We start from the raw sequence: 21,432 nt of genomic DNA, 5'->3' as shown, positions 1-21,432 counted from the left end.
CTTGCCTTGAGTCATGTTTCGGTCGATGTCTGTCCGAATTGCGTTGCAGCAGAAGGGTGTTTTCGCTTGGCAGTCAGATGCGCCGTGACCATGTCGGTCATTTCGCGGGCCCACTGTTGCCAGGTAAGGCCGTCTGGCAACCAAGGTGATATCGCGGCGCGGTGCGTCCCGGCCGCAATCACGGTGCGAAACGCAATGTTGAGCGCGGTCACGGGATCCGGGTGGCGGATCTGCTGTTGGTGAGCCGCCGCAGCATCGACGAACCGCTGCTGCAATCCGGTGACAGTGCGCAGTCCTTGCTCTGGCGGATCAGCGCTGCGTGCACTGGCCAGAAGCGCGGGAATGAGCCGGCCATTTTGGTTCAGGGTTTCGGCCAGTGCCGTGGTAAAGGCGTCGATGACACCACCCAGTGACGGCTCGGCCGTGTCGAATGCCGCGGCGACGGCCTCTTCGAGTCGCTCCGCGAGCGCCAGTTTTACCGCCTCGATCAACTGCTCTTTGCTCGCGAATCGTCGGTAGACGCCACCAACGGAGACTCCGGCGTGGTTGGCGACGCGGGCGATCGTGAGCTCTTCCAGCCCCTCATTGATCAAGACGTGTTCGGCGGAGGCGAGTAACCGTCGGAGTGCTGCTCGGCTGCGTGCTTGCTGGGGCGGATGGAACCCCGATTGAGCCGACCTGTCAGCGATTGGCGGTGCCGACATTGCCGGGTGTCACGAGGCCGGATCCTTTTGCGAATGCATCACGAAAAGTGTTTTGGTGCATACACCCACCTCTTAACAAGAATGCGAATTACTGTTCGCATATTACGAGCTTGGCCGTTCATGCTCAATACCCCACCTGGGTTGCTGCGCGTTTCTATCTGTACGGCTCACAACAAATCGGCGACAGCCATCGAACCTTAGGGTTTCCAATGAGGAAACACCACGAGGTTTCCGACAAGACAAACCGGGTAACGGACGATTCATGACTAACCGCGGTCAATATCGCGGTGCGGCTCGGCAGCGTCTTCCGGCGCCGGAGCCCCAGGGCCCACCACCACCGCCGCCTCCACGCCCGCCCGCGCGGCGCGATGGCCCTCGATTGGACGTCGCCACCGTGCCACGGCGGGTCCCGCAGCCGGGTAATCCCGGCTACCAACAGCCGCTTGAATGGGGGCGCGTGCCGGCGCCCACGGCTCCGGTCAAACGGGCTCCGGTAAGACGCGTGCGTTCGCGGGCGCTCGCTGCACGGCAGCATGGCTGGGCGCTCGACCTCGACGCAGGGGAAACCGGCAGGACCGGCAGGTTCAATTGGCGCGGTTTGCTATATCGCCTCATTCGGGTCACTCGGCGCCCCGGTAAAAGGGAGATATATCTGCGCTGGCTGCGGGATCGGGCAGCCGGAAGACCAGTGGGGTGCGGCTTTCCCATCGCTGTCCTCAACCTCAAGGGTGGCGTGGGCAAGACCACGGTCGTGGAAGCGCTCGGGTCGACTTTCGCCGACGTCCGCAACGGCAGGGTTATCGCCGTGGACCTCGATTCCGGGGATCTTGCTGAGCGGCACGGTCGCCGATGTCGAGTGAATATGGTCGACATCCTTGCTGACGGATCGATCACCCGGTATCTGGATGAGCGGGCGACCGCATACAAGAACGGTTCAGGGCTCGATGTGTTGGGGCTGCCCGACTATGCGCCCAGTGAGTGGCGAATCGAACATGACGACTTCGTCAAGGCGTTGTCGGCGCTCAAAAAGCACTACTCGGTCATGTTGGTGGATTGCGTCAAGTCGATGAAGTCCACCGTCATGAAGGCAGTCCTTTTGGAGTCCCGAGCCCTGGTAATCGTCAGTGACGCCTCAGTCGACGCCCTGAAAAAGACGAGAGTCACGCTGAATTGGTTGCGCGACAACGGATATCAGAGACTTCTTGAATCGACAGTGCTGGCGGTAAACCATACCGATAGACGCAGGACCAACGCGTCGGTGAGCACGGAACTTGGCCAGCTGGTTGGCCGGGTGCCGTTCGTCGTGATGTTGCCTTTCGATCGGCACTTGCGTGAAGGCACCCAGGTTACCCTCGAGCAGATGAGCCGGAAGAGCAGGCTCCGTTACCTCGAATTAGCCGCTGTGCTGGGCGACATGTCTTCCGGAGCTGCCCTGGAACCAGATCGCCCGGCAGAAATCGGCCCCAATCCGCTGTCAGTCTGACTTTTGCCGGTTTCTGACCGACCCAAACTGGCTATTCCGTCCGGTATGAACGACCGCGGTCGTTTTCATGGAGACCTTCCCAAGAGGCGGCCGTCGTCCAGCTGGCGTGTTCGAGCCAATTGGACGTCGACTACGGTGCCGCAGTTCTATCGCGCGAATGGGGCGGGGTACCGGCTGCCGCCCGAGTCGCGGTCGGTGGCAACGAACCCGTCGGGAATAAGAGCGCCCGAACCAGTTCCGCGCGAACGGATTTCGGGTGGGACGGCGCTTGACGGCCTCGACTCGCGGGACACTCGGGACTCGGCCAGGTCAACCTGGCGCGACGTGATCTATCGCATTACCCGGATCGATCTCGGTCGGGATAAAGGCTCGGCCTACGAACTCGCACTGCGCGACCAGATCCGCGCACCGCTTGGCGGCGCGTTTCCCATCGCAGTGCTCAACCTCAAGGGTGGGGTTGGCAAGACCGCGGTGGTCGAGGCCTTGGGTTCAACATTCGCCGATGTTCGTGACGACCGGGTGATCGCCGTCGATTTCGACGGCGGGGACTTGTCCGATCGGCACGGCCGGCGGAGCCGTCTTACTATGGTCGATCTCGTCAAGGACTATTCGGTCACTCGGTATCCGGATGTGCGGGCGCATACATTCATGAACAGCTCGGGGCTGGAAGTGCTCGGGCTGCCCGAGTATGCGAACACTCATTGGCGATTGGAGCGTCCCGACGTCGTCAAGGTGTTTTCGATGCTGCGGAAGCATTACTCGGTGGTCCTGGTGGACTGCGTGAAGGCACTCAAGTCCAGCGTGATGGAGGCCGTTTTGCCGGAGGCGCAGGCGCTTGTGGTGGTCAGCAGCACCCCGATCGACGCTGTTCGAAAGACCAGAACCACGCTGGAGTGGTTGTGTAACAGCGGATATCAGAAATTGGTCGGGTCGACGGTATTGGCGATAAACCACACCGAACCCGCCCAACTCAGCGTCTTGTCGTGTAAGGAACTTGAGCGACTGTCCGCTCTGGTGGCCGCCACGGTGGTGCTGCCGTTCGATCGGCATGTACACGAGGGCAAAGAGATCGGCCTGGACCGGCTGAGCAGGAAAAGTCGCCGCTGTTACTTGGAGATGGCGGCCGCCCTGGCGGAGATGTTCCCCAGCGGCGGTAGAGAGCGCCTCCAAGCCCCCAGCGCCCATTCACCCTCCCTCTGACCGTCCAGGCGCGGCACCCGGCTTCCCCCGGCTCCGCTCCGCCCCGCTTCGAGCCACCGGCCAAGTCGTTAGGATCGAGCGCATGAGTGTTGCTACAGGCGCTGACCTGCTGGATTACGACGACGTCGTCGCGCGCTTTGATCCGGTGCTCGGCCTTGAGGTCCATGTCGAGCTCTCCACCGTGACCAAGATGTTCTGCGGCTGCGCCACCACATTCGGCGCCGAACCCAACACCCAGGTGTGCCCCGTGTGTCTGGGTCTGCCCGGCTCGCTGCCGGTACTCAACCAGGCGGCGGTGGAGTCAGCGATCCGGATCGGGCTGGCGCTGAACTGCGAGATCGTGCCCTGGTGCCGCTTCGCGCGCAAGAACTACTTCTACCCAGACATGCCGAAGAACTACCAGATATCGCAATACGACGAGCCGATCGCCATCAATGGCTACCTCGATGCGCCTCTGGAGGACGGCACCACCTGGCGGGTGGAGATCGAGCGTGCGCACATGGAGGAAGACACCGGCAAGCTCACCCACATCGGCAGTGAGACGGGCCGGATCGAAGGCGCTACTGGCTCGCTGATCGACTACAACCGCGCCGGCGTGCCACTGATCGAAATCGTCACCAAACCTATCGTGGGAGCCGGAGCCCGAGCGCCGCAGATCGCCCGCGCCTATGTGACGGCGCTGCGAGACCTGTTGCGCGCGTTGGACGTATCCGATGTGCGGATGGACCAGGGTTCCATGCGGTGCGACGCCAATGTGTCGCTAAAGCCTACGGGGGCAACCGAGTTCGGTATCCGTACCGAGACGAAAAACGTCAACTCGCTGAAGAGTGTCGAAGTCGCGGTGCGTTACGAAATGCAACGCCAAGGCGCCGTCTTGGTTGCCGGCGGTCGGATCACTCAGGAGACCAGGCACTTTCACGAGGCCGGGTACACCAGCCCGGGCCGCGCAAAGGAGACCGCCCAGGACTATCGGTATTTCCCGGAGCCGGACCTCGAGCCCGTCGCGCCCAGCCGCGAACTGGTCGAGCGACTGCGCCAGACCATCCCCGAGTTGCCGTGGTTGAGTCGCAAGCGGATTCAGCAGGAGTGGGGTATTTCCGACGAGGTAATGCGCGATCTCGTCAACGCCGGTGCGGTCGAGTTGGTCACCGCCACCATCGAACACGGCGCGCCCAGCAAGGAAGCCCGCTCCTGGTGGGGGAACTTCCTGGTGCAGAAGGCCAACGAGGCCGGCGTGCAACTCGACGAACTGGCGATCACTGCTGCCCAGGTTGCCGCGGTGATCGCACTGGTCGACGAAGGCAGGCTGTCCAACAAGCTGGCCCGCGTAGTCGTGGAAGGTGTGCTAGCCGGCGAAGGCGAACCCGAGCAGGTGATGACCGCTCGCGGCTTGGCGCTGGTGCGCGACGATTCACTCACCCAGGCCGCGGTCGACGACGCCCTGGCAGCCAATCCTGATGTGGCGGAAAAGATCCGCGGCGGCAAGGTGGCCGCTGCCGGTGCGATCGTCGGTGCGGTGATGAAGGCCACCCGCGGGCAGGCCGATGCGGCCCGGGTTCGCGAACTCGTCCTGGCGGCCTGCGGTCAGGGCTGAATACCTAAGAGCTCGCCCAGCGATCGCTGCAAAGGAGTGTGCGAAAACGTCGTGGCGGTTCATGATGGTCGTATGGTCGGTGAAGCGTTCGATGACTTGATGGCGATGCTGGACGGCCCGGGGTTTGTGGTGACCACCCAGGCAGACGGTCACCCTTCGGGTTGTCTCGTCGACTTTGCCACTCAAACGAGCGTGCAGCCCCCGAGTTTCATGGTCGGTCTGCCAAGGAGCGCCGGCACCGCCGAGGTGGCGAGCCGATCCGAGCACCTCGCGGTGCACGTACTTGCGCAGCGCCAGCAGCTGCTGGCCGGACTGTTTGCCAACCAAACCGACGAAGAGATCGACCCATTCGTGCGGTGCAAGTGGCGCGCCGGTCCCTATGGGATGCCGATTCTCGACGATGCGGTCGCCTGGTTCGTGGCTAGGACGGCCAGTCGCAGCGATGTCGGGGATTATGTGGCCTACCTGTTGGAGCCGGTGAGCGTGTCGGCTCCCGAGTCCGAGGAAGATCTGCTCTACCTCTCTGACCTCGACTTCGATGTCGATGACACCGACGACCCCGGCCAGGAGGCCGCACAGCAGCGGTTCTACAACCGCGAGAGGGGCGAAGAGACACGCCGATACGGCGGCGTGAGGTTCACACTCGACGTACCGTGACCGGGCGCGTTAGGTCTTGTCGTCGTTGTTCCGCGGGAAGCCGCCACCCTGCGGGAACAGCGGGAACACCACATCGTCGAGCTTCTCGGCGTCACCGGCGGTCTTGTTGATGGTCGCACCCCAGACGTTGCCGTCCGGTGACATCCGCAAGGCCCAGGCGTGCGCATGCGTGTCCTTGCGAACGACGTCGGGTTCACCCGTAACCGCACCCGTCGAGGGCGCTAACCGGACCGCCACCGTCAGCTTGGTATTGATCAGGTTGACTAGCACGGTGCCGTCCATGGCCGCACACCCGGCGACGCCGGGCTTGTCCGGCCAGGTCCACACCGTGGAAACCTCCGACTTCTTGGTGATGCGCTGCAAGCGGTCCGCGGTCGGGGTGCGGTCGGCGACATACAGCGAGCCGTCGATCGGATCGATGCACAGGCCGCCGCCCGAGCCGACGCCAGACAGCGCCGTCGTCGGCGGCGCCTGGCCAATGGTGGTGGGCTGTTCGATCCGCAGCACCTTGCCGGCCAATGATTTGGGGTCGGCGGCCATCGCCGGGTTGCCCGCATCCCCGGTCAGGACGACCAGCGTGGTGGGGCTGGTGAAAATCAATGCCCCGGTATTTCCGGACGCGCCCTTAGGAATTCCGGTCAGGATGTCCTTAGGGATATCGCCGTCGGCGATCCGGATGACCCGGTTGTCGGTGGGAGTGCTGACGTAGGCGTACATCAGCCGGTCTTGCGAGTAGGTGGGCGACAACACAATGTCCATCAGGCCGCCATCACCGGACGGGTCGACCGGGATGACCATCTTCACCTTCGGCTCGGCGCTGATGGAAATCTCCTTGACCGCACCGGTAGTGCGCTCGGCGACCAGTGCGGTCTTGCTGTCGACACCCATGATCAGTCCGCTGGTGCTTTCCAGGCAGCCCTGCATGACACCTGGCGCCGGACATTCCTTGGGAAAGGGTGTCGGGGGCAGCGGCGGCGGCGGTGGCGGCGTGGAACTAGGCGGGGGCCGCAGGTCCGGATTGGTTGTGAACGGCTGCGACTGGGAGTCGTTGAACCGTGCGCAGCCGCTCGATACCAGGATCGCCGCACACAGCGCAGCGATCCCGCATCGAACCGACCGCGTTATCCGCATGATCGACAGGCTACGGACATTGCGGGCATCGCCGCCACACGACCCATCCGCACGAGCGCGGAGGCCCCCGTTGGGGCTGGGGCAGGCTCATCCGGAGGGCTTTTTGGGCCTCTTGGTGTGCATTTCCCGGATAAAGCGCGGATTTGTCGGGTGAAAGCGCCGCTCAAATCCCCAATTCAGGTCTAAATGCCCTTACCCTGACACGCGTGACCAGTTCGCATGACTCACATTGGCAGCGGCCCGGCGATTCATCCGAGCCATCACCGGGGCGGCCCGTCTCGGCAAGCCTGGTCGACCCCGAAGACGACTTAACCCCCGCCAGGTTCTCCGGCGACTTTGGAACCAGCGGGACCGGAACCACCACCGTCATCCCGCCGTACGACCCGGTTAACTCCACCGCCGCCAGCTCGGTATACAACCTGCTCGACGCGCAGGAGCCGTTGCCATACGTCCAGCCATCGGCGGCTGGTCGGCAGATTCAGGCGGCACCTGCCGCCATCGACATCGATGAGGAGGACGAGCGGGTTCGAGCGGCCTCTCGGCGCGGCACCCAGAATCTCGGTCTGCTGATCCTGCGGCTCGGGCTGGGCGCGGTGCTGATTGCCCACGGGCTGCAGAAGCTGTTCGGCTGGTGGAACGGTCAGGGGTTGACCGGATTCAAAAACTCGCTGTCCGACGTGGGCTACCAGCACGCCGACATCCTGGCCTATGTGAGCGCCGGCGGTGAGATCGTCGCGGGAGTGCTGCTGGTGCTGGGACTGTTCACCCCGCTGGCCGCAGCGGGCGCGCTGGCCTTCTTCATCAACGGCCTACTCGCCAGCATGTCGGCACAGCATTCGCACCCCTTCACCTACTTCCTGCCGAACGGGCACGAGTACCAGATCACCCTGGTCGTGATGGCCGTCGCCGTCATCCTGACCGGTCCCGGCCGCTACGGCTTCGATGGCCGTCGGGGCTGGGCGCACCGGCCGTTTATCGGCTCATTCGTAGCGCTGCTAACCGGCATTGCCGCCGGCATCGCCGTATGGGTATTTCTGAACGGCGTGAATCCGCTCGCCTGACGAGCTGGTGGCGACCCGCTGCGCCCGGCTGCGCCGCGCTTGCGATCGCCACTAGACCAGATGGTGGCGACCCGCTGCGCCCGGCTGCGCCGCGCTTGCGATCGCCACTAGACCAGATGGTGGCGACCCGCTGCGCCCGGCTGCGCCGCGCTTGCGATCGCCACTAGACCAGATGGTGGCGACCCGCTGCGCCCGGCTGCGCCGCGCTTGCGATCGCCACTACCGGTAAGGGTTGGGAACTCGCCCGGAGCTGGCTTCGGTCAACTGCGGCAGGGTTGAGAACGTCACAGCGGGCAATCGCAGTTCCGCACCGCTCTTGAGTTGGGCGCGCGCCCAGGAACCCCGGTGGAACCGCAGCCCATCGATGTCATCCCAACGCACCGTTTGGCTACCGAGTAGCGTCCGTGCCGTCACGCCGTGCTCGTCCGCAACCGTGCGTAGCCGGACGATCAACGCCGACAAGACCAGCGGAATGACCAGCAGCGGCGCGCTCGCCGGCCAGGTCAGCACCGGAACCAGCAGGCCCAGGGTCAGGAATCCGACGGCGAAGTGCGCGATCGGCGACACCTTGATCACTAACGGCGATCTGGTAACCACTCACGCATCATCGCACCGCTGGCCAATCCGGCCGTCGCCGTGTTGAGCGCGACCTCATGGAGCCCGTCCGCGGCGTGTTACCACCCTGGAAGCACACTGAAAGCCCTGAGCGCACTTTCAACGCCGTGCCGTCCGGCGCCGGATTTGACGGCTGAGCTGTGCGAAGGCTACCGTCGGACGCTATGAATACCGCCGGAAACCCCGGAATCGTAGTACTTGGTCGGCGCGTTGGTGCGTGACTAGCCGGTCGAGTACCAACGCGCAACCCTCGTGCAGCAGCTGAGCTGACGGGGGTTTTTTCTTGCCCAACAGGACTAAGAGGACTGGAAGAACAGTGAGCGCACCTACAAAGCCACCCACCGAGCCTGCGGCCAATGGCGCGCCGAACGCGGTGAAGCCCGCCGCCTCGCCCGCGGTTCAACCGAAACGTGTTGCACCGCAGCAACTTACCGGTGCGCAGTCGGTCATCCGGTCGCTGGAGGAACTCGACGTCGACGTCATCTTCGGGATCCCCGGCGGCGCCGTTTTGCCGGTGTATGACCCGCTGTTCGACTCGCAAAAGCTGCGTCACGTGCTGGTCCGCCACGAGCAGGGCGCCGGCCACGCGGCCAGTGGCTACGCGCATGCCACCGGCAGGGTCGGTGTGTGCATGGCGACCTCCGGTCCCGGGGCAACGAACCTGGTGACGCCGCTGGCCGACGCGCAGATGGACTCGATCCCCGTTGTGGCCATCACCGGTCAGGTTGGGCGTGGGCTGATCGGGACCGATGCCTTCCAGGAAGCCGACATCTCGGGCATCACCATGCCGATCACCAAGCACAACTTCCTGGTGCGCTCCGGCGACGAGATTCCGCGGGTGCTGGCCGAAGCCTTCCACATCGCGGCCTCCGGACGCCCGGGCGCCGTGCTCGTCGACATCCCCAAGGACGTGCTGCAGGGCCAATGCACCTTCAGCTGGCCGCCGCGGATGGACCTGCCCGGCTACAAGCCGAACACCAAACCACACAACCGGCAGGTCCGGGAGGCCGCCAAGCTGATCGCGACCGCGCGCAAGCCGGTGCTCTACGTCGGCGGCGGCGTCATCCGCGGGGAGGCGACCGAGCAGCTGCGGAACCTGGCCGAGCTGACCGGCATTCCGGTGGTCACTACGCTGATGGCGCGCGGCGCGTTTCCGGACAGCCACCGTCAGAACCTGGGCATGCCCGGCATGCACGGCACGGTTGCCGCGGTCGCAGCGCTGCAGCGCAGCGATTTGTTGATCGCACTGGGAACCCGGTTCGACGACCGGGTCACTGGAAAGCTCGACTCGTTCGCACCCGAGGCCAAGGTCATCCACGCCGACATCGACCCCGCCGAGATCGGCAAGAACCGGCACGCCGACGTCCCGATCGTGGGCGACGTCAAGGCCGTCATCACCGACCTCATCGCGATGCTGCGCCATTACGAGATTCCGGACAAGCTCGAGATGACCGACTGGTGGTCATATTTGGACGGCGTCCGGGCGACGTATCCGCTGAGCTACGGACCGCAGAGCGACGGCAGCCTGGGCCCGGAGTACGTCATCGAGCAGCTGGGCAAGATCGCCGGCCCGGACGCCATCTACGTCGCCGGCGTTGGCCAGCACCAGATGTGGGCGGCGCAGTTCATCCGGTACGAGAAGCCGCGCACCTGGCTGAACTCTGGCGGGCTGGGCACGATGGGGTTCGCGATCCCGGCGGCCATGGGCGCCAAGATCGCCCTCCCCGACACCGAGGTCTGGGCAATCGACGGCGACGGTTGCTTCCAAATGACGAACCAGGAACTGGCCACCTGCGCGATCGAGGGCATACCGATCAAGGTGGCGCTGATCAACAACGGCAACCTTGGCATGGTGCGGCAGTGGCAGAGCCTGTTCTACGAGGAGCGGTATTCGCAGACCGATCTGGCCACGCACTCACACCGCATCCCCGACTTTGTGAAACTGGCGGAGGCCCTGGGTTGCGTCGGATTGCGTTGCGAGCGTGAAGAAGACGTCATCGACGTCATCAACCAGGCGCGCGCGATCAACGACCAACCGGTGGTGATCGACTTCATCGTCGGCGCCGACGCGCAAGTGTGGCCGATGGTGGCCGCGGGCACCAGCAATGACGAAATTCAGGCCGCGCGCGGCATCCGCCCCCTGTTTGACGACGAGAGTGAAGGGCACGCCTGATGGCCACCGGTTCTGCGCCGAAGTCGCACACGTTGTCGGTGTTGGTCGAGGACAAGCCCGGCGTGCTGGCTCGGGTCGCGGCGCTGTTCTCGCGACGCGGTTTCAACATCGAGTCGTTGGCCGTCGGTGCCACCGAGCAGAAGGACATGTCGCGGATGACGATCGTGGTCTCCTGCGAGGAAACCCCGCTCGAGCAGGTCACCAAGCAGCTCAACAAGTTGATCAACGTGATCAAGATCGTCGAGCAGGATGACGACAACTCGGTGGCCCGGGAATTGGCCCTGATCAAGGTACGAGCCGACGCGGGCACCCGTAGCCAAGTAATCGAAGCGGTGAACCTGTTCCGTGCCAAGGTGATTGACGTATCCGCGGAGTCGCTGACCATTGAGGCCACCGGTAATCACGGCAAGCTGGAGGCGCTGCTGCGAGTACTGGAGCCGTTCGGTATCCGCGAAATCGCCCAATCCGGAATGGTGTCGTTGTCCCGCGGACCCCGCGGTTTCGGCACCGCCAGATAACAGACCCGAAATCAAGAAGGAGTAGTGCAGCAGTGGCATTAGAGATGTTCTACGACGACGATGCTGACCTGTCGATCATCCAGGGCCGCAAGGTCGGCGTCATCGGATACGGCAGCCAGGGGCACGCGCACTCGCTGAGCCTGCGCGATTCCGGTGTGGAAGTGCGCGTCGGTCTGAAGGAGGGCTCGAAGTCCCGGGCGAAGGTCTCCGAGCAAGGCTTGGATGTCGACACCCCCGCCGAGGTCGCGAAGTGGGCCGACGTGATCATGGTGCTCGCTCCTGACACCGCCCAGGCCGAGATCTTCGCCAATGACATTGAGCCCCATCTCAAGTCCGGCGATGCGCTGTTCTTCGGTCACGGCCTCAACGTCCACTTCGACCTGATCAAGCCGCCTGCCGACGTCACCGTCGCGATGGTCGCCCCCAAGGGGCCCGGCCACCTGGTGCGCCGCCAGTTCGTCGACGGCAAGGGCGTGCCGTGCCTGATCGCCGTCGACCAAGATCCGACCGGCAAGGGTGAATCGCTGGCACTGTCCTACGCCAAGGCCATCGGCGGGACTCGCGCCGGTGTCATCAAGACCACCTTCAAGGACGAGACTGAAACCGACCTGTTCGGCGAGCAGGCCGTGTTGTGCGGTGGCACAGAGGAATTGGTGAAGGCTGGATTCGACGTCATGGTCGAGGCTGGCTACCCGCCGGAGATGGCCTACTTTGAGGTGCTGCACGAGCTCAAGCTGATTGTCGACCTGATGTACGAAGGCGGCATCGCTCGGATGAACTACTCCGTCTCCGACACCGCCGAATTCGGCGGCTACCTTTCTGGTCCCCGCGTCATCGATGCGGACACCAAGGAGCGGATGCGCGGCATCCTGCGCGAAATCCAAGACGGCACGTTCGTCAAGAAGCTGGTCGCCAACGTCGAGGGCGGCAATAAGCAACTCGAGCAGCTGCGCAAGGAAAACGCCGAGCATCCCATCGAGGTCACCGGCAAGAAGCTGCGCGACCTGATGAGCTGGGTGGACCGTCCCATCACCGAAACGGCGTAGGGGCCCAACTGGGTTCGTCGAGACGCAAACCACGCACACACTTTTCGGCGTGTCGTGTGCGTCGGTTTAGTGTCGCGTTAGCCGGTCGGCCGTTGACACCACCCGACGCGCCAGGTGGTCCAGCGCAGCCGCCGTGGCGTCGTCGAGATCGTTGATGTTCTCTCGGGTGGCGACCCGGCTCACCCCGTAGGGGTTGCCGTCGACGAACTTCAGCGGATCGGTGTAGCCCGGCGGCACGATGATGCCCCCGAAATGCATCAGCGAGACATATAGGCCCATCAGGGTGGTCTCCTGACCGCCGTGCGGCGATTCTGTCGAGGTCCAGGCCGCGTAGACCTTGTCAGCCAGCTTGCCTTCGGCCCATAGGCGGCCAAGTGAGTCCATGAACGTCTGGAATTGCGATGTGGTGGAACCGAATCGAGTCGGTGAGCCGAAGATCACCGCGTCCGCCCACACGATGTCATCGCCGGTGGCAACGGGCAGATCCCTGGTTGCCTCGTAGTTCGCCGTCCAGGCTGGATTCTGCGCGAACGACTCTGGGTCGCGCGTTTCGGCGATGTGGCGTACCCGGACTTCGGCCCCCGCGGCCTCGGCCGCCGCGGCGACGCGCCTGGCCATCGTGGTGCCGTGACCGGTGGCCGAGTAGTAAATGATCGCGAGTTTCGTCATGGCGCCAGCTTAGGCACTTCGGTGATGCCGAACTCCCGTCGCAACAGGGTGCGCGCCGCGTAGAAACCGGCCATGCCATGCACGCCGGCGCCGGGCGGGGTGGCTGCCGAGCACAGGTACACCTTGGGAAGCGGTGTGCACCAAGGGTATAGCCGCGGGGTGGGCCCGGCCAGCGCGCGCCAGGTCGAGTTGCCGCCCACCCCGATATCGCCGCCGACGTAGTTGGCGTTGTGGTCCGACATCCGTGCGGCGGGCACGCTGCGCGCCGCGACGATGATGTCGCGGAATCCCGGGGCGAAGCGCTCGACGACGGCGGTCACGGCCTCGGTCGCGTCGAGACTGGATCCCGACGGCACGTGGGCGTAGGTCCACAGCGGGCGGTTGCCGCCCGCGTCGATACGACCGGGGTCGGCGATATGCGGCGAGGAGGCAAGCACCATCGGCCAGTCAGCGTGACGCCCGGCGGCAATGTCTGCCTCGGCGCGTGCCATCTGCTCGCGGGTGCCACCGAGGTGCAGGGTGGGCGCCCGCTGCAACCGCGGGTCCGACCACGGAATGTCGTCGCTGAGCACGAAGTCCACCTTCGCGACTCCAGGTCCAAAACGATAGCGGCGCAATGCTTTTGCGTACTTTGACGGAAGTGCGTCACCGTAGATGCTCAGCAGCGCGGTCGGTGCCGTGTCATAGGCGACGACACCGCCCGGCGGTTCGGTGACTTCGGTGCCTGCTGTTAGTTCACCACCGTGCGCCCGCAGATCGGCGATCAGGGCATCGGTAATGGTTTGGGTTCCGCCCAGCGGAACCGGCCAGCCAACCGTGTGGCCGAGCGTCGCCAACAACAACCCGGCGCCCGCTGACGACAATGACGGCAAACGCGAAATCACGTGGGCGGCAACGCCAGTGAACAACGCACGAGCGTCTTCGCCAACCAGCGACCGCCACGCCGGGGTGCCCTGGGCCACTATCCGCAGCCCGAGGCGGATGACAGGCAGCAACGCATCGGGCATCGACCGTTTATTGCCGAGCAGGAATGCGACGACGGCATCGGAGTTCATCACCAACGTCCCGATCAGGCGCCGCCACGACACACCGTCGTCCAACTCGGCGCAGGTGCGGTCGATATCGCGATAGGCAATCGCCGCCGGCCGTCCCGGCAACGGGTTGGCGTAAGAGATCTCCGGTACCTCCAGCGTCACGCCGCGGGCGGCCAGGTCGAACTCGGCGAAAAACGGTGACGCCAATGCCAGCGGGTGCACCGCCGAACACACGTCGTGTAAGACTCCGTCAAATTCGATGTCGGCCGCGCTGCGGGCGCCGCCACCAAAGGTAGGTTGGGCCTCGACGACCTGGACTTTCAGACCTGCTCGGGCACAAATTACGGCCAGGGCCAGCCCGTTGGGCCCGCTGCCGACGACGGTGACGTCCACACTCCGATTACAGCCGACTCTGCCGACGGCGGCATCCCCGACTGAGCTCGATGGCGGCGACCCGCTGCGCCCGGCTCTGCCGCGCTTGCGATCTCCGACTACGCTGGCCGCGTGAACTTGCCTGTTGTCTTAATCGCCGACAAACTCGCCCAATCAACGGTCGCTGCCCTGGGAGACCAGGTTGAGGTGCGCTGGGTAGACGGTCCGGACCGGGAAAAGCTGCTGGCCGCAGTGCCCGAGGCCGACGCGCTGCTGGTGCGATCGGCGACCACCGTGGACGCCGAAGTGCTCGCCGCGGCCTCGAAGCTGAAGATCGTCGCCCGCGCCGGCGTCGGGCTGGACAACGTCGATGTGGACGCGGCCACGGCCCGCGGCGTGCTCGTGGTCAATGCCCCGACATCGAACATTCACAGCGCCGCCGAACACGCTATTGCGCTGCTGCTGGCCGCATCCCGCCAGATCGCGGCGGCGGACGCTTCGCTGCGTGAGCGCGCCTGGAAGCGGTCGTCGTTTTCGGGCACTGAGATCTTCGGCAAGACCGTCGGCGTGGTGGGTCTGGGCCGGATCGGGCAGCTAGTCGCCCAGCGGATCGCAGCCTTCGGCGCGCACATCGTCGCCTACGACCCGTATGTGTCGCCCGCACGGGCGGCGCAGCTGGGCATCGAGCTGATGTCGTTGGACGAGCTACTCACCCAAGCCGACTTCATCTCGGTGCACCTGCCCAAGACGCCCGAGACCGCAGGCCTGATCGACAAGGATGCCCTTGCCAAAACCAAGCCGGGTGTCATCATCGTCAACGCCGCGCGCGGCGGCCTGGTGGACGAGGCCGCGCTGGCCGACGCGATCATCAGCAGACATGTGCGGGCCGCTGGCCTCGATGTCTTCGCCACCGAACCCTGCACCGACAGTCCGCTTTTCGAGCTGCCGCAGGTGGTAGTCACGCCGCACCTCGGGGCCTCCACCGCTGAGGCCCAGGACCGCGCCGGCACCGATGTCGCCGAGAGCGTGCGACTGGCTCTGGCCGGAGAGTTCGTTCCGGACGCGGTCAACGTCGGCGGCGGAGTGGTCAACGAGGAGGTCGCGCCGTGGCTGGATCTGGCGCGCAAACTCGGGGTGCTGGTTGCCGCGTTGTCCGACGAACTGCCGGTGTCGTTGTCGGTGCAGGTGCGCGGTGAGCTGGCCGCTGAAGAGGTCGAGGTACTCAAGCTTTCGGCGCTGCGCGGCCTGTTCTCGGCTGTCATCGAAGATCCGGTGACGTTCGTCAACGCGCCGGCCCTGGCGGCCGAACGTGGCGTAACCGCCGAGATCACCAAGGCCAGCGAAAGCCCCAACCACCGCAGCATGGTCGATGTTCGCGGCGTCGCCGCCGACGGCTCGGTCGTCAATGTCGCAGGCACGCTGTCGGGGCCGCAACTGACGGAAAAGATCGTGCAAATCAACGGCCGCAACTTCGACCTTCGCGCCCAGGGGACGAACCTGGTGATCAACTACATCGATCAGCCTGGCGCACTTGGCAAGATCGGCACCTTGCTCGGCGCGGCCGGGGTGAACATCCAAGCCGCGCAGCTGTCCGAGGACGCCGAGGGCCCCGGCGCGACGATTCTGCTGCGGCTGGATCAGGACGTGCCCGACGATGTGCGGTCGGCGATCAGCGAGGCCGTGGGCGCTAACCGGCTTGAGGTGGTTGATCTTTCGTGAAGCTGAAGCTGGCCGTCATCGCCGGCGACGGCATCGGTCCGGAGGTAATCGCCGAAGCCGTTAAGGTTCTCGACGCCGTCCTGCCTGGCGTGGAGAAAACCAGCTACGACCTCGGTGCGCGACGCTTCCATGCCACCGGCGAAGTGCTACCGGACTCGGTGGTGCCGGAACTGCGCGAACACGACGCCATTCTGCTCGGGGCGATCGGTGACCCGTCGGTCCCCAGCGGCGTGCTGGAGCGCGGGCTGTTGCTGCGGCTGCGCTTCGAGCTGGATCACCACATCAATCTGCGACCCGCCCGGCTGTACCCCGGGGTGCGCAGCCCACTGGCGGGCGACCCCAGCATCGACTTCGTCGTGGTGCGCGAGGGGACCGAGGGGCCGTACACGGGTACCGGGGGCGCGATTCGGGTTGGCACGGCGAACGAAGTGGCCACCGAGGTCAGCGTCAACACCGCGTTCGGCGTGCGTCGCGTGGTACAAGACGCGTTCGAGCGGGCCCACCAGCGTCGCAAGCACCTGACACTGGTGCACAAGAACAATGTGCTGACGTTCGCCGGGGCGCTGTGGTGGCGAACCGTGCAGGAGGTCGGCGAGAAGTACCCCGACGTCGAGATCGCGTATCAACACGTGGACGCGGCCACCATCCACATGATCACCGACCCCAGTCGTTTTGACGTGATTGTCACCGACAACCTGTTCGGCGACATCATCACCGACCTGGCCGCGGCGGTGTGCGGTGGTATCGGCTTGGCCGCCAGTGGAAATATCGACGCCACCCGGACCAATCCGTCGATGTTCGAGCCGGTGCATGGCAGCGCGCCAGATATCGCCGGTCAGGGCATCGCCGATCCGACCGCGGCGATCATGTCGGTGGCGCTGCTGCTTGCCCACCTCGGCGAGGACGACGCCGCTGCCCGGGTGGACCGAGCGGTCGAGACCTACCTGGCAAGTCGCGGGAACGAACGGCTTGCCACCAGCGATGTCGGCGAACGGATTGCCGCCGCGCTTTAGCCCGGCGACGATGCAGACGGCGGAGCCGTCTGCGGGGGAGCCGGGCCATCAGCTGTAGTCTCCAGCCCCGGCGGCAGCAATCGGGTCGGCACCAGCGGCACCGCTGCCAGCGGGAACAAACCGCATAGCGCCCACGCCAGCGGATAGGCGGACGTGCTGATCAGCGCACCGAAGAGGGGTGGCCCGGCAGCGGCCGCCAGCCGCTGCGTGGTGTTCTGGGCGCCCAGCGCGCGACCGCTCCAGAATTGTCCGGCGTACTCGGTGATCGCGGTGGCCTCCAGTCCGTTGTCCAACACCGCGAGAACAGAGATCGTGATCATGAGCAATACGTCGTAACGCGATCCGATGTTGTCGGTGAGGGCCAACGAGAACAGCGCCAACGCGGCGGCAATGGCGATGACGCGGACCGGGCGCATCCGGGAGCCGACGCGATCTGACCAGCGGCCGACGGCGACGCGGCCCACCGCTCCGAGCAGCTGCGAGATGGTCACCAAGCCGCCGGCCGCCGCGGTCGACCAGCCATGGTGATTCATCAGCCACACCAGCATGAATGTGACGGTCGCCGTCTGCGGCATCATCAGCAGCGCTGATACCACGTGAATTCGCCACAACACCGACGACCCGCGATACGGATTGGCCAATTCCGCTTGGGTGGCCGCCTTGCGGGATTTCCGTGGCGGATCGACGACGCCGATGAGGCTGGCCACCGCCGCCACCGTGCATGCCGCTGCGGGAAACATCAAGCCCGTGTGTGGACTTCGTTCGGCCAGTTCGGGAATAACCAACGCACCCACAGCGATTCCCAGCGGCTGAGCGGTCTGTCGGATACCCATGGCCAGTCCGCGCTGCTGTGGCGGGAACCAGCCGGAAACCAGCCGGCCACCGGCGCTGTTACAACTGGCGGCGGCCATGCCGCCGAGGAACAAAAAGAACCCCATCAGCACCAACGAATCGACCGAAGCCGCGGCATAGGCCGCAATCGCGGGGAGCGCCGAGCCCACGGTCATCACAATCCGCTCGCCCACACGGTCCAGTACGTAGCCCCAGCCGACCAGCGTGATTACCATGCCCCAGCTCGGCATCGACGACAACAGACCGGCTTCGGTCAGCGAGGCATCGCGCGTGGCTTTGAGCGCGGGGATCAGGAATGCGACGCCGTTGATGAACACGAAAGAACTCGCCGTCACTCCCAGCGAGATGATGACGATCGACCAACGTGCGCCGGCGCTGGCCGGGACGTTCGACATCCACCCATGCTCGCACAGGCGGGTGGGACCTGATGGCATGCGGAGTTTGCGCATCGCTGCTGGGGGTGCGGTCAGCCATTTTGCAGCCTCGACGTTGATAGCGCATGTGCTATCGAGTTTGAGGTCGAGCCGTCTCACCCGGCTAAGCCGGGCTCGCGACCGCCGCAGTGCTGGATTGCCGGCCTGCTCCTCGGGCCCTGCGGGCCCGCATCGTCACCCGGCTAGGCTCATCCGAATGCGCCTTGGTCGAATCGCCAGCCCTGACGGGGTCGCTTTCGCCAGCATCGACGGCGAGTTGGACGACCCAGGCACGATGACCGCTCGCGAGATCGCCGAGCACCCGTTTGGCGCACCGACCTTCACCGGCCGCTCGTGGCCGCTGGCCGACGTCCGGTTGCTGGCCCCGATATTGGCCAGCAAGGTGGTCTGTGTCGGCAAAAACTATGCCGATCACATCGCCGAGATGGGCGGCCTCACTGGCCCGGCACCGGCGGACCCGGTGATATTCCTCAAGCCCAACACCGCAATTATCGGACCCAATGTGCCGATTCGGTTGCCCGCCAACGCATCACCGGTGCACTTCGAGGGTGAGCTCGCGATTGTGATTGGCCGGCCGTGCAAGGACGTCCCAGCGGCACAAGCCGCCGACAACATCCTCGGCTACACCATCGGCAACGACGTGTCGGCCCGCGATCAGCAGAAATCCGACGGCCAATGGACGCGGGCGAAGGGACACGACACCTTCTGCCCGGTCGGGCCGTGGATCATCACCGATGTCGACCCGGCCGATCTCGAGCTGCGCACCGAGGTCAATGGCGCAGTAAAGCAGCACAGCCGGACCTCGCTGATGATCCACGACGTCGGCGCCATCGTGGAATGGATCTCAGCCGTAATGACGTTGCTGCCAGGTGATCTCATTCTTACCGGTACGCCCGCAGGAGTCGGTCCCATCGAGGACGGTGACACCGTTTCGGTCACCGTCGAGGGAATCGGCACCCTAACCAATCCCGTGGTCCGCAAAGGAAAGTCGTGACAGTACGTGTTCGGTTCTGCCCGTCGCCCACCGGCATTCCCCATGTCGGGATGGTCCGCACCGCGTTGTTCAATTGGGCCTATGCCCGACACACGGGCGGCACCTTCGTCTTTCGCATTGAGGACACCGATGCCGAGCGCGACAGCGAGGAAAGCTATTTGGCGCTGCTCGACGCGCTGCGCTGGCTCGGCCTGAACTGGGATGAGGGCCCCGAGGTGGGCGGACCATACGGCCCGTATCGGCAATCGCAGCGCGGCGATCTCTACCGCGACGTAGTGGATCGGCTGCTCGCGGCGGGAGAGGCCTACTACGCCTTTTCGACACCCGAGGAGGTCGAGGCCCGCCATGTCGCCGCCGGCCGCAACCCCAAGCTGGGCTACGACAATTTCGACCGACACCTGACCCACTCGCAGCGAGCCGCGTACCTGGCGGAGGGGCGTAAGCCGGTGGTGCGGCTGCGGATGCCTGACGAAGATCTCAGCTGGAACGATCTGGTGCGCGGGCCCACCACGTTCGCGGCCGGCTCGGTGCCCGATTTCGCGTTGACCCGAGCCAACGGAGATCCGTTGTACACCTTGGTCAACCCGTGTGACGACGCGCTGATGAAGATCACCCATGTGCTGCGTGGCGAGGACCTGCTGCCGTCGACTCCGCGGCAGCTGGCGTTGTATCAGGCGTTGATCCGCATCGGGGTCGCCGATCGGGTTCCGGAATTCGCCCACCTGCCGACGGTATTGGGGGAGGGGACCAAGAAACTCTCCAAGCGCGACCCGCAGTCGAATCTATTCGCCCATCGCGACCGGGGCTTCATCCCCGAGGGGCTGCTGAATTACCTTGCTTTGCTTGGCTGGGCGATCGCCGACGATCGCGACCTGTTCAGCCTCGACGAGATGGTGGCGGCGTTCGACGTCGTAGACGTCAACTCAAACCCCGCCCGGTTCGACCAGAAGAAGGCCGACGCGCTCAACGCCGAGCACATTCGGATGCTCGACATTGCCGACTTCACCGTCAGGCTGCGCGACTACTTGGACACACATGGCCATCACATCGAGCTGAGCGACCCGGAATTCGCCGCGGCTGCTGAACTGGTGCAGACCCGCATCGTCGTGCTCGGTGACGCGTGGAATCTGCTGAAGTTTCTCAACGACGACCAGTACGCCATCGACCCCAAGGCCGCCGCTAAGGAGTTGGGTCCGGACGCGGGTCCGGTGCTCGATGCCGCGCTTGCCGCGCTGGAGGGCGTGACGGACTGGACCACGGCGCGCATTGAGGCCGCCCTCAAGGTCGCACTGATCGAAGGCCTCGGTCTCAAACCCCGTAAGGCGTTCGGCCCGATCCGCGTCGCCGCTACCGGAACCACGGTGAGCCCGCCGCTGTTCGAATCGCTGGAGCTACTCGGGCGCGACCGCAGCCTGCAGCGGCTACGGGCCGCACGTGAGCGCTGCGACCCAAATCTTTGATAGTGTGCACGTCGGCCTACAACGGCTGGCAGCAGCATCGGTAGAACGCTCTGACCAGCTGTTTTAGGCAGCCAATGGGGTATGGTGTAATTGGCAACACAGCTGATTCTGGTTCAGCCATTCTAGGTTCGAGTCCTGGTACCCCAGCAAAGTCTCACCGCGGCAAAGCGATTAGGTGCGCTTACCGGGGTGAGCTATGCTGACAGCTCGGATCGGTTACGGCCCCGTCGTCTAGCGGCCTAGGACGCCGCCCTCTCACGGCGGTAGCGTGGGTTCGAATCCCATCGGGGCTACAGTTGTGATGTCTCAAGACATCGGAATAGTGGATCTTCGGATTCCAGCGGGGCCCGCACCGGACCCCGCTGGAATCCGAAGATCCGTTTAGGGTTCGGGTTTCTTTTTTGGGCGGTTGCCGGGGACGCCGCGGGGTTGGTAGTCCCTGGTGGGGTCCAGTGTTAGCTGGCGGAGGAGTTCGCCGGTGGTGGCGTTGATGATTCTGATGTTGAGGTCTTGAACGAGGACGAGGACGAGGACGAGGACGCGGGTGCGGGCGTGGGTTCGGCCGATGCCGATGTGGTGCAGGCGCCCGGCGTGGCGCAGGGTGAGTTTTCCGTATTGGTCGATGCGGTCGTTGCGGACGCGGTTGTGTGTGTCGAGGCGTTGCCCGGGGGTGGCTTTGGGGCGTGCGGTGTAGGCGGTGGCT

The 21,432-nt window shown here is 64.9% G+C and carries 18 protein-coding genes, 2 tRNA genes and 1 pseudogene; 14 read left to right on the top strand and 7 right to left on the bottom strand.

What is annotated here, in order from left to right:
* Positions 1–11: 11 nt before the first annotated feature.
* On the bottom strand, positions 12–704 hold the full coding sequence (locus tag MSIMFI_RS20565; RefSeq protein ID WP_186242220.1) for a TetR/AcrR family transcriptional regulator: 693 nt from the start codon (positions 702–704) through the stop codon (positions 12–14).
* A 688-nt stretch (positions 705–1,392) separates the two neighbouring features.
* Here MSIMFI_RS20565 and MSIMFI_RS20560 point away from each other — a divergent pair.
* From MSIMFI_RS20560 to MSIMFI_RS20545, 4 genes are all read left to right on the top strand, one after another.
* Positions 1,393–2,187: a MinD/ParA family ATP-binding protein gene (locus MSIMFI_RS20560; protein WP_224770345.1), complete on the top strand. Its 795-nt coding sequence runs from the start codon at positions 1,393–1,395 to the stop codon at positions 2,185–2,187.
* A gap of 324 nt (positions 2,188–2,511) precedes the next feature.
* The gene (locus tag MSIMFI_RS20555; RefSeq protein WP_224770344.1) at positions 2,512–3,387 is read left to right on the top strand and encodes a MinD/ParA family ATP-binding protein; all 876 of its coding nucleotides are present in this window, start codon (positions 2,512–2,514) and stop codon (positions 3,385–3,387) included.
* Between the two features lie 82 nt (positions 3,388–3,469).
* Positions 3,470–4,981 carry an Asp-tRNA(Asn)/Glu-tRNA(Gln) amidotransferase subunit GatB gene (gatB, locus tag MSIMFI_RS20550; RefSeq protein WP_191498902.1) on the top strand — a complete coding sequence of 504 codons (1,512 nt, stop codon included), beginning with the start codon at positions 3,470–3,472 and terminating at the stop codon, positions 4,979–4,981.
* 72 nt (positions 4,982–5,053) lie between these two features.
* Positions 5,054–5,638, top strand: a complete 585-nt coding sequence (locus MSIMFI_RS20545) for a flavin reductase family protein (protein WP_396820486.1) — start codon at positions 5,054–5,056, stop codon at positions 5,636–5,638.
* 9 nt (positions 5,639–5,647) lie between these two features.
* Here the strand turns inward: MSIMFI_RS20545 and MSIMFI_RS20540 are convergent, their stop codons facing one another.
* On the bottom strand, positions 5,648–6,769 hold the full coding sequence (locus MSIMFI_RS20540) for a PQQ-dependent sugar dehydrogenase (protein ID WP_191498900.1): 1,122 nt from the start codon (positions 6,767–6,769) through the stop codon (positions 5,648–5,650).
* A 206-nt stretch (positions 6,770–6,975) separates the two neighbouring features.
* Here MSIMFI_RS20540 and MSIMFI_RS20535 point away from each other — a divergent pair, with 206 nt between their 5' ends.
* Positions 6,976–7,830, top strand: coding sequence for a DoxX family protein (locus MSIMFI_RS20535; protein ID WP_186242226.1), 855 nt, complete (start codon positions 6,976–6,978; stop codon positions 7,828–7,830).
* Positions 7,831–8,049: 219 nt separating this feature from the next.
* Here the strand turns inward: MSIMFI_RS20535 and MSIMFI_RS20525 are convergent, their stop codons facing one another.
* Positions 8,050–8,427: a PH domain-containing protein gene (locus MSIMFI_RS20525; RefSeq protein ID WP_191498899.1), complete on the bottom strand. Its 378-nt coding sequence runs from the start codon at positions 8,425–8,427 to the stop codon at positions 8,050–8,052.
* Positions 8,428–8,761: 334 nt separating this feature from the next.
* On the opposite strand from MSIMFI_RS20525, the gene MSIMFI_RS20520 reads away from it, so the two are divergent.
* The 3 genes from MSIMFI_RS20520 to ilvC are packed head-to-tail and all read left to right on the top strand — an operon-like array spanning position 8,762 to position 12,182.
* Positions 8,762–10,618, top strand: coding sequence for an acetolactate synthase large subunit (locus MSIMFI_RS20520; protein WP_191498898.1), 1,857 nt, complete (start codon positions 8,762–8,764; stop codon positions 10,616–10,618).
* A complete protein-coding gene (gene ilvN / locus MSIMFI_RS20515) occupies positions 10,618–11,136 on the top strand; it encodes an acetolactate synthase small subunit (protein ID WP_191498897.1) in 519 nt (172 codons plus the stop codon). The genes MSIMFI_RS20520 and ilvN overlap by 1 nt, the downstream gene beginning before the upstream one ends.
* A 44-nt stretch (positions 11,137–11,180) precedes the next feature.
* Positions 11,181–12,182, top strand: a complete 1,002-nt coding sequence (ilvC, locus tag MSIMFI_RS20510) for a ketol-acid reductoisomerase (RefSeq protein WP_191499101.1) — start codon at positions 11,181–11,183, stop codon at positions 12,180–12,182.
* A gap of 66 nt (positions 12,183–12,248) precedes the next feature.
* On the opposite strand, the gene wrbA is transcribed toward ilvC, so the two are convergent.
* Both wrbA and MSIMFI_RS20500 read right to left on the bottom strand, forming a co-directional pair.
* Positions 12,249–12,851 carry an NAD(P)H:quinone oxidoreductase gene (gene wrbA, locus MSIMFI_RS20505; RefSeq protein ID WP_191498896.1) on the bottom strand — a complete coding sequence of 201 codons (603 nt, stop codon included), beginning with the start codon at positions 12,849–12,851 and terminating at the stop codon, positions 12,249–12,251.
* Positions 12,848–14,278: a phytoene desaturase family protein gene (locus MSIMFI_RS20500; RefSeq protein WP_191498895.1), complete on the bottom strand. Its 1,431-nt coding sequence runs from the start codon at positions 14,276–14,278 to the stop codon at positions 12,848–12,850. The genes wrbA and MSIMFI_RS20500 overlap by 4 nt, the downstream gene beginning before the upstream one ends.
* Before the next feature lie 111 nt (positions 14,279–14,389).
* Between MSIMFI_RS20500 and serA the strand changes: the two genes are divergently transcribed.
* Together serA and MSIMFI_RS20490 are read left to right on the top strand one after the other, a co-directional pair.
* Positions 14,390–15,976 (top strand): phosphoglycerate dehydrogenase, encoded by a 1,587-nt coding sequence (gene serA, locus MSIMFI_RS20495; protein WP_191498894.1) that lies wholly within the window; start codon positions 14,390–14,392, stop codon positions 15,974–15,976.
* A 2-nt stretch (positions 15,977–15,978) separates the two neighbouring features.
* Positions 15,979–16,989, top strand: a complete 1,011-nt coding sequence (locus MSIMFI_RS20490; RefSeq protein WP_191499100.1) for a 3-isopropylmalate dehydrogenase — start codon at positions 15,979–15,981, stop codon at positions 16,987–16,989.
* Here the strand turns inward: MSIMFI_RS20490 and MSIMFI_RS20485 are convergent.
* Complete coding sequence (locus MSIMFI_RS20485; RefSeq protein WP_224770343.1) at positions 16,986–18,236, bottom strand: MFS transporter; 1,251 nt, start codon at positions 18,234–18,236, stop codon at positions 16,986–16,988. The genes MSIMFI_RS20490 and MSIMFI_RS20485 overlap by 4 nt on opposite strands.
* A 235-nt stretch (positions 18,237–18,471) precedes the next feature.
* Here MSIMFI_RS20485 and MSIMFI_RS20480 point away from each other — a divergent pair, with 235 nt between their 5' ends.
* The 4 genes from MSIMFI_RS20480 to MSIMFI_RS20465 all read left to right on the top strand — a co-directional run bounded on the left by MSIMFI_RS20480 (position 18,472) and on the right by MSIMFI_RS20465 (position 21,022).
* Positions 18,472–19,269: a fumarylacetoacetate hydrolase family protein gene (locus MSIMFI_RS20480; protein ID WP_191498893.1), complete on the top strand. Its 798-nt coding sequence runs from the start codon at positions 18,472–18,474 to the stop codon at positions 19,267–19,269.
* Positions 19,266–20,729, top strand: a complete 1,464-nt coding sequence (gene gltX, locus MSIMFI_RS20475; protein ID WP_191498892.1) for a glutamate--tRNA ligase — start codon at positions 19,266–19,268, stop codon at positions 20,727–20,729. The genes MSIMFI_RS20480 and gltX overlap by 4 nt, the downstream gene beginning before the upstream one ends.
* Before the next feature lie 75 nt (positions 20,730–20,804).
* Positions 20,805–20,876 (top strand) — tRNA-Gln (locus tag MSIMFI_RS20470).
* Positions 20,877–20,949: 73 nt separating this feature from the next.
* Positions 20,950–21,022: transfer RNA gene (locus MSIMFI_RS20465), tRNA-Glu, on the top strand.
* Between the two features lie 88 nt (positions 21,023–21,110).
* Here the strand turns inward: MSIMFI_RS20465 and MSIMFI_RS20460 are convergent.
* A pseudogene (locus MSIMFI_RS20460) lies at positions 21,111–21,432 on the bottom strand (IS481 family transposase); the annotation flags it as partial.

This window comes from Mycobacterium simulans, assembly GCF_900232995.1.
Classification (GTDB): Bacteria; Actinomycetota; Actinomycetes; order Mycobacteriales; family Mycobacteriaceae; genus Mycobacterium; species Mycobacterium simulans.
This window is presented reverse-complemented; position numbering and strand designations above follow the sequence as displayed.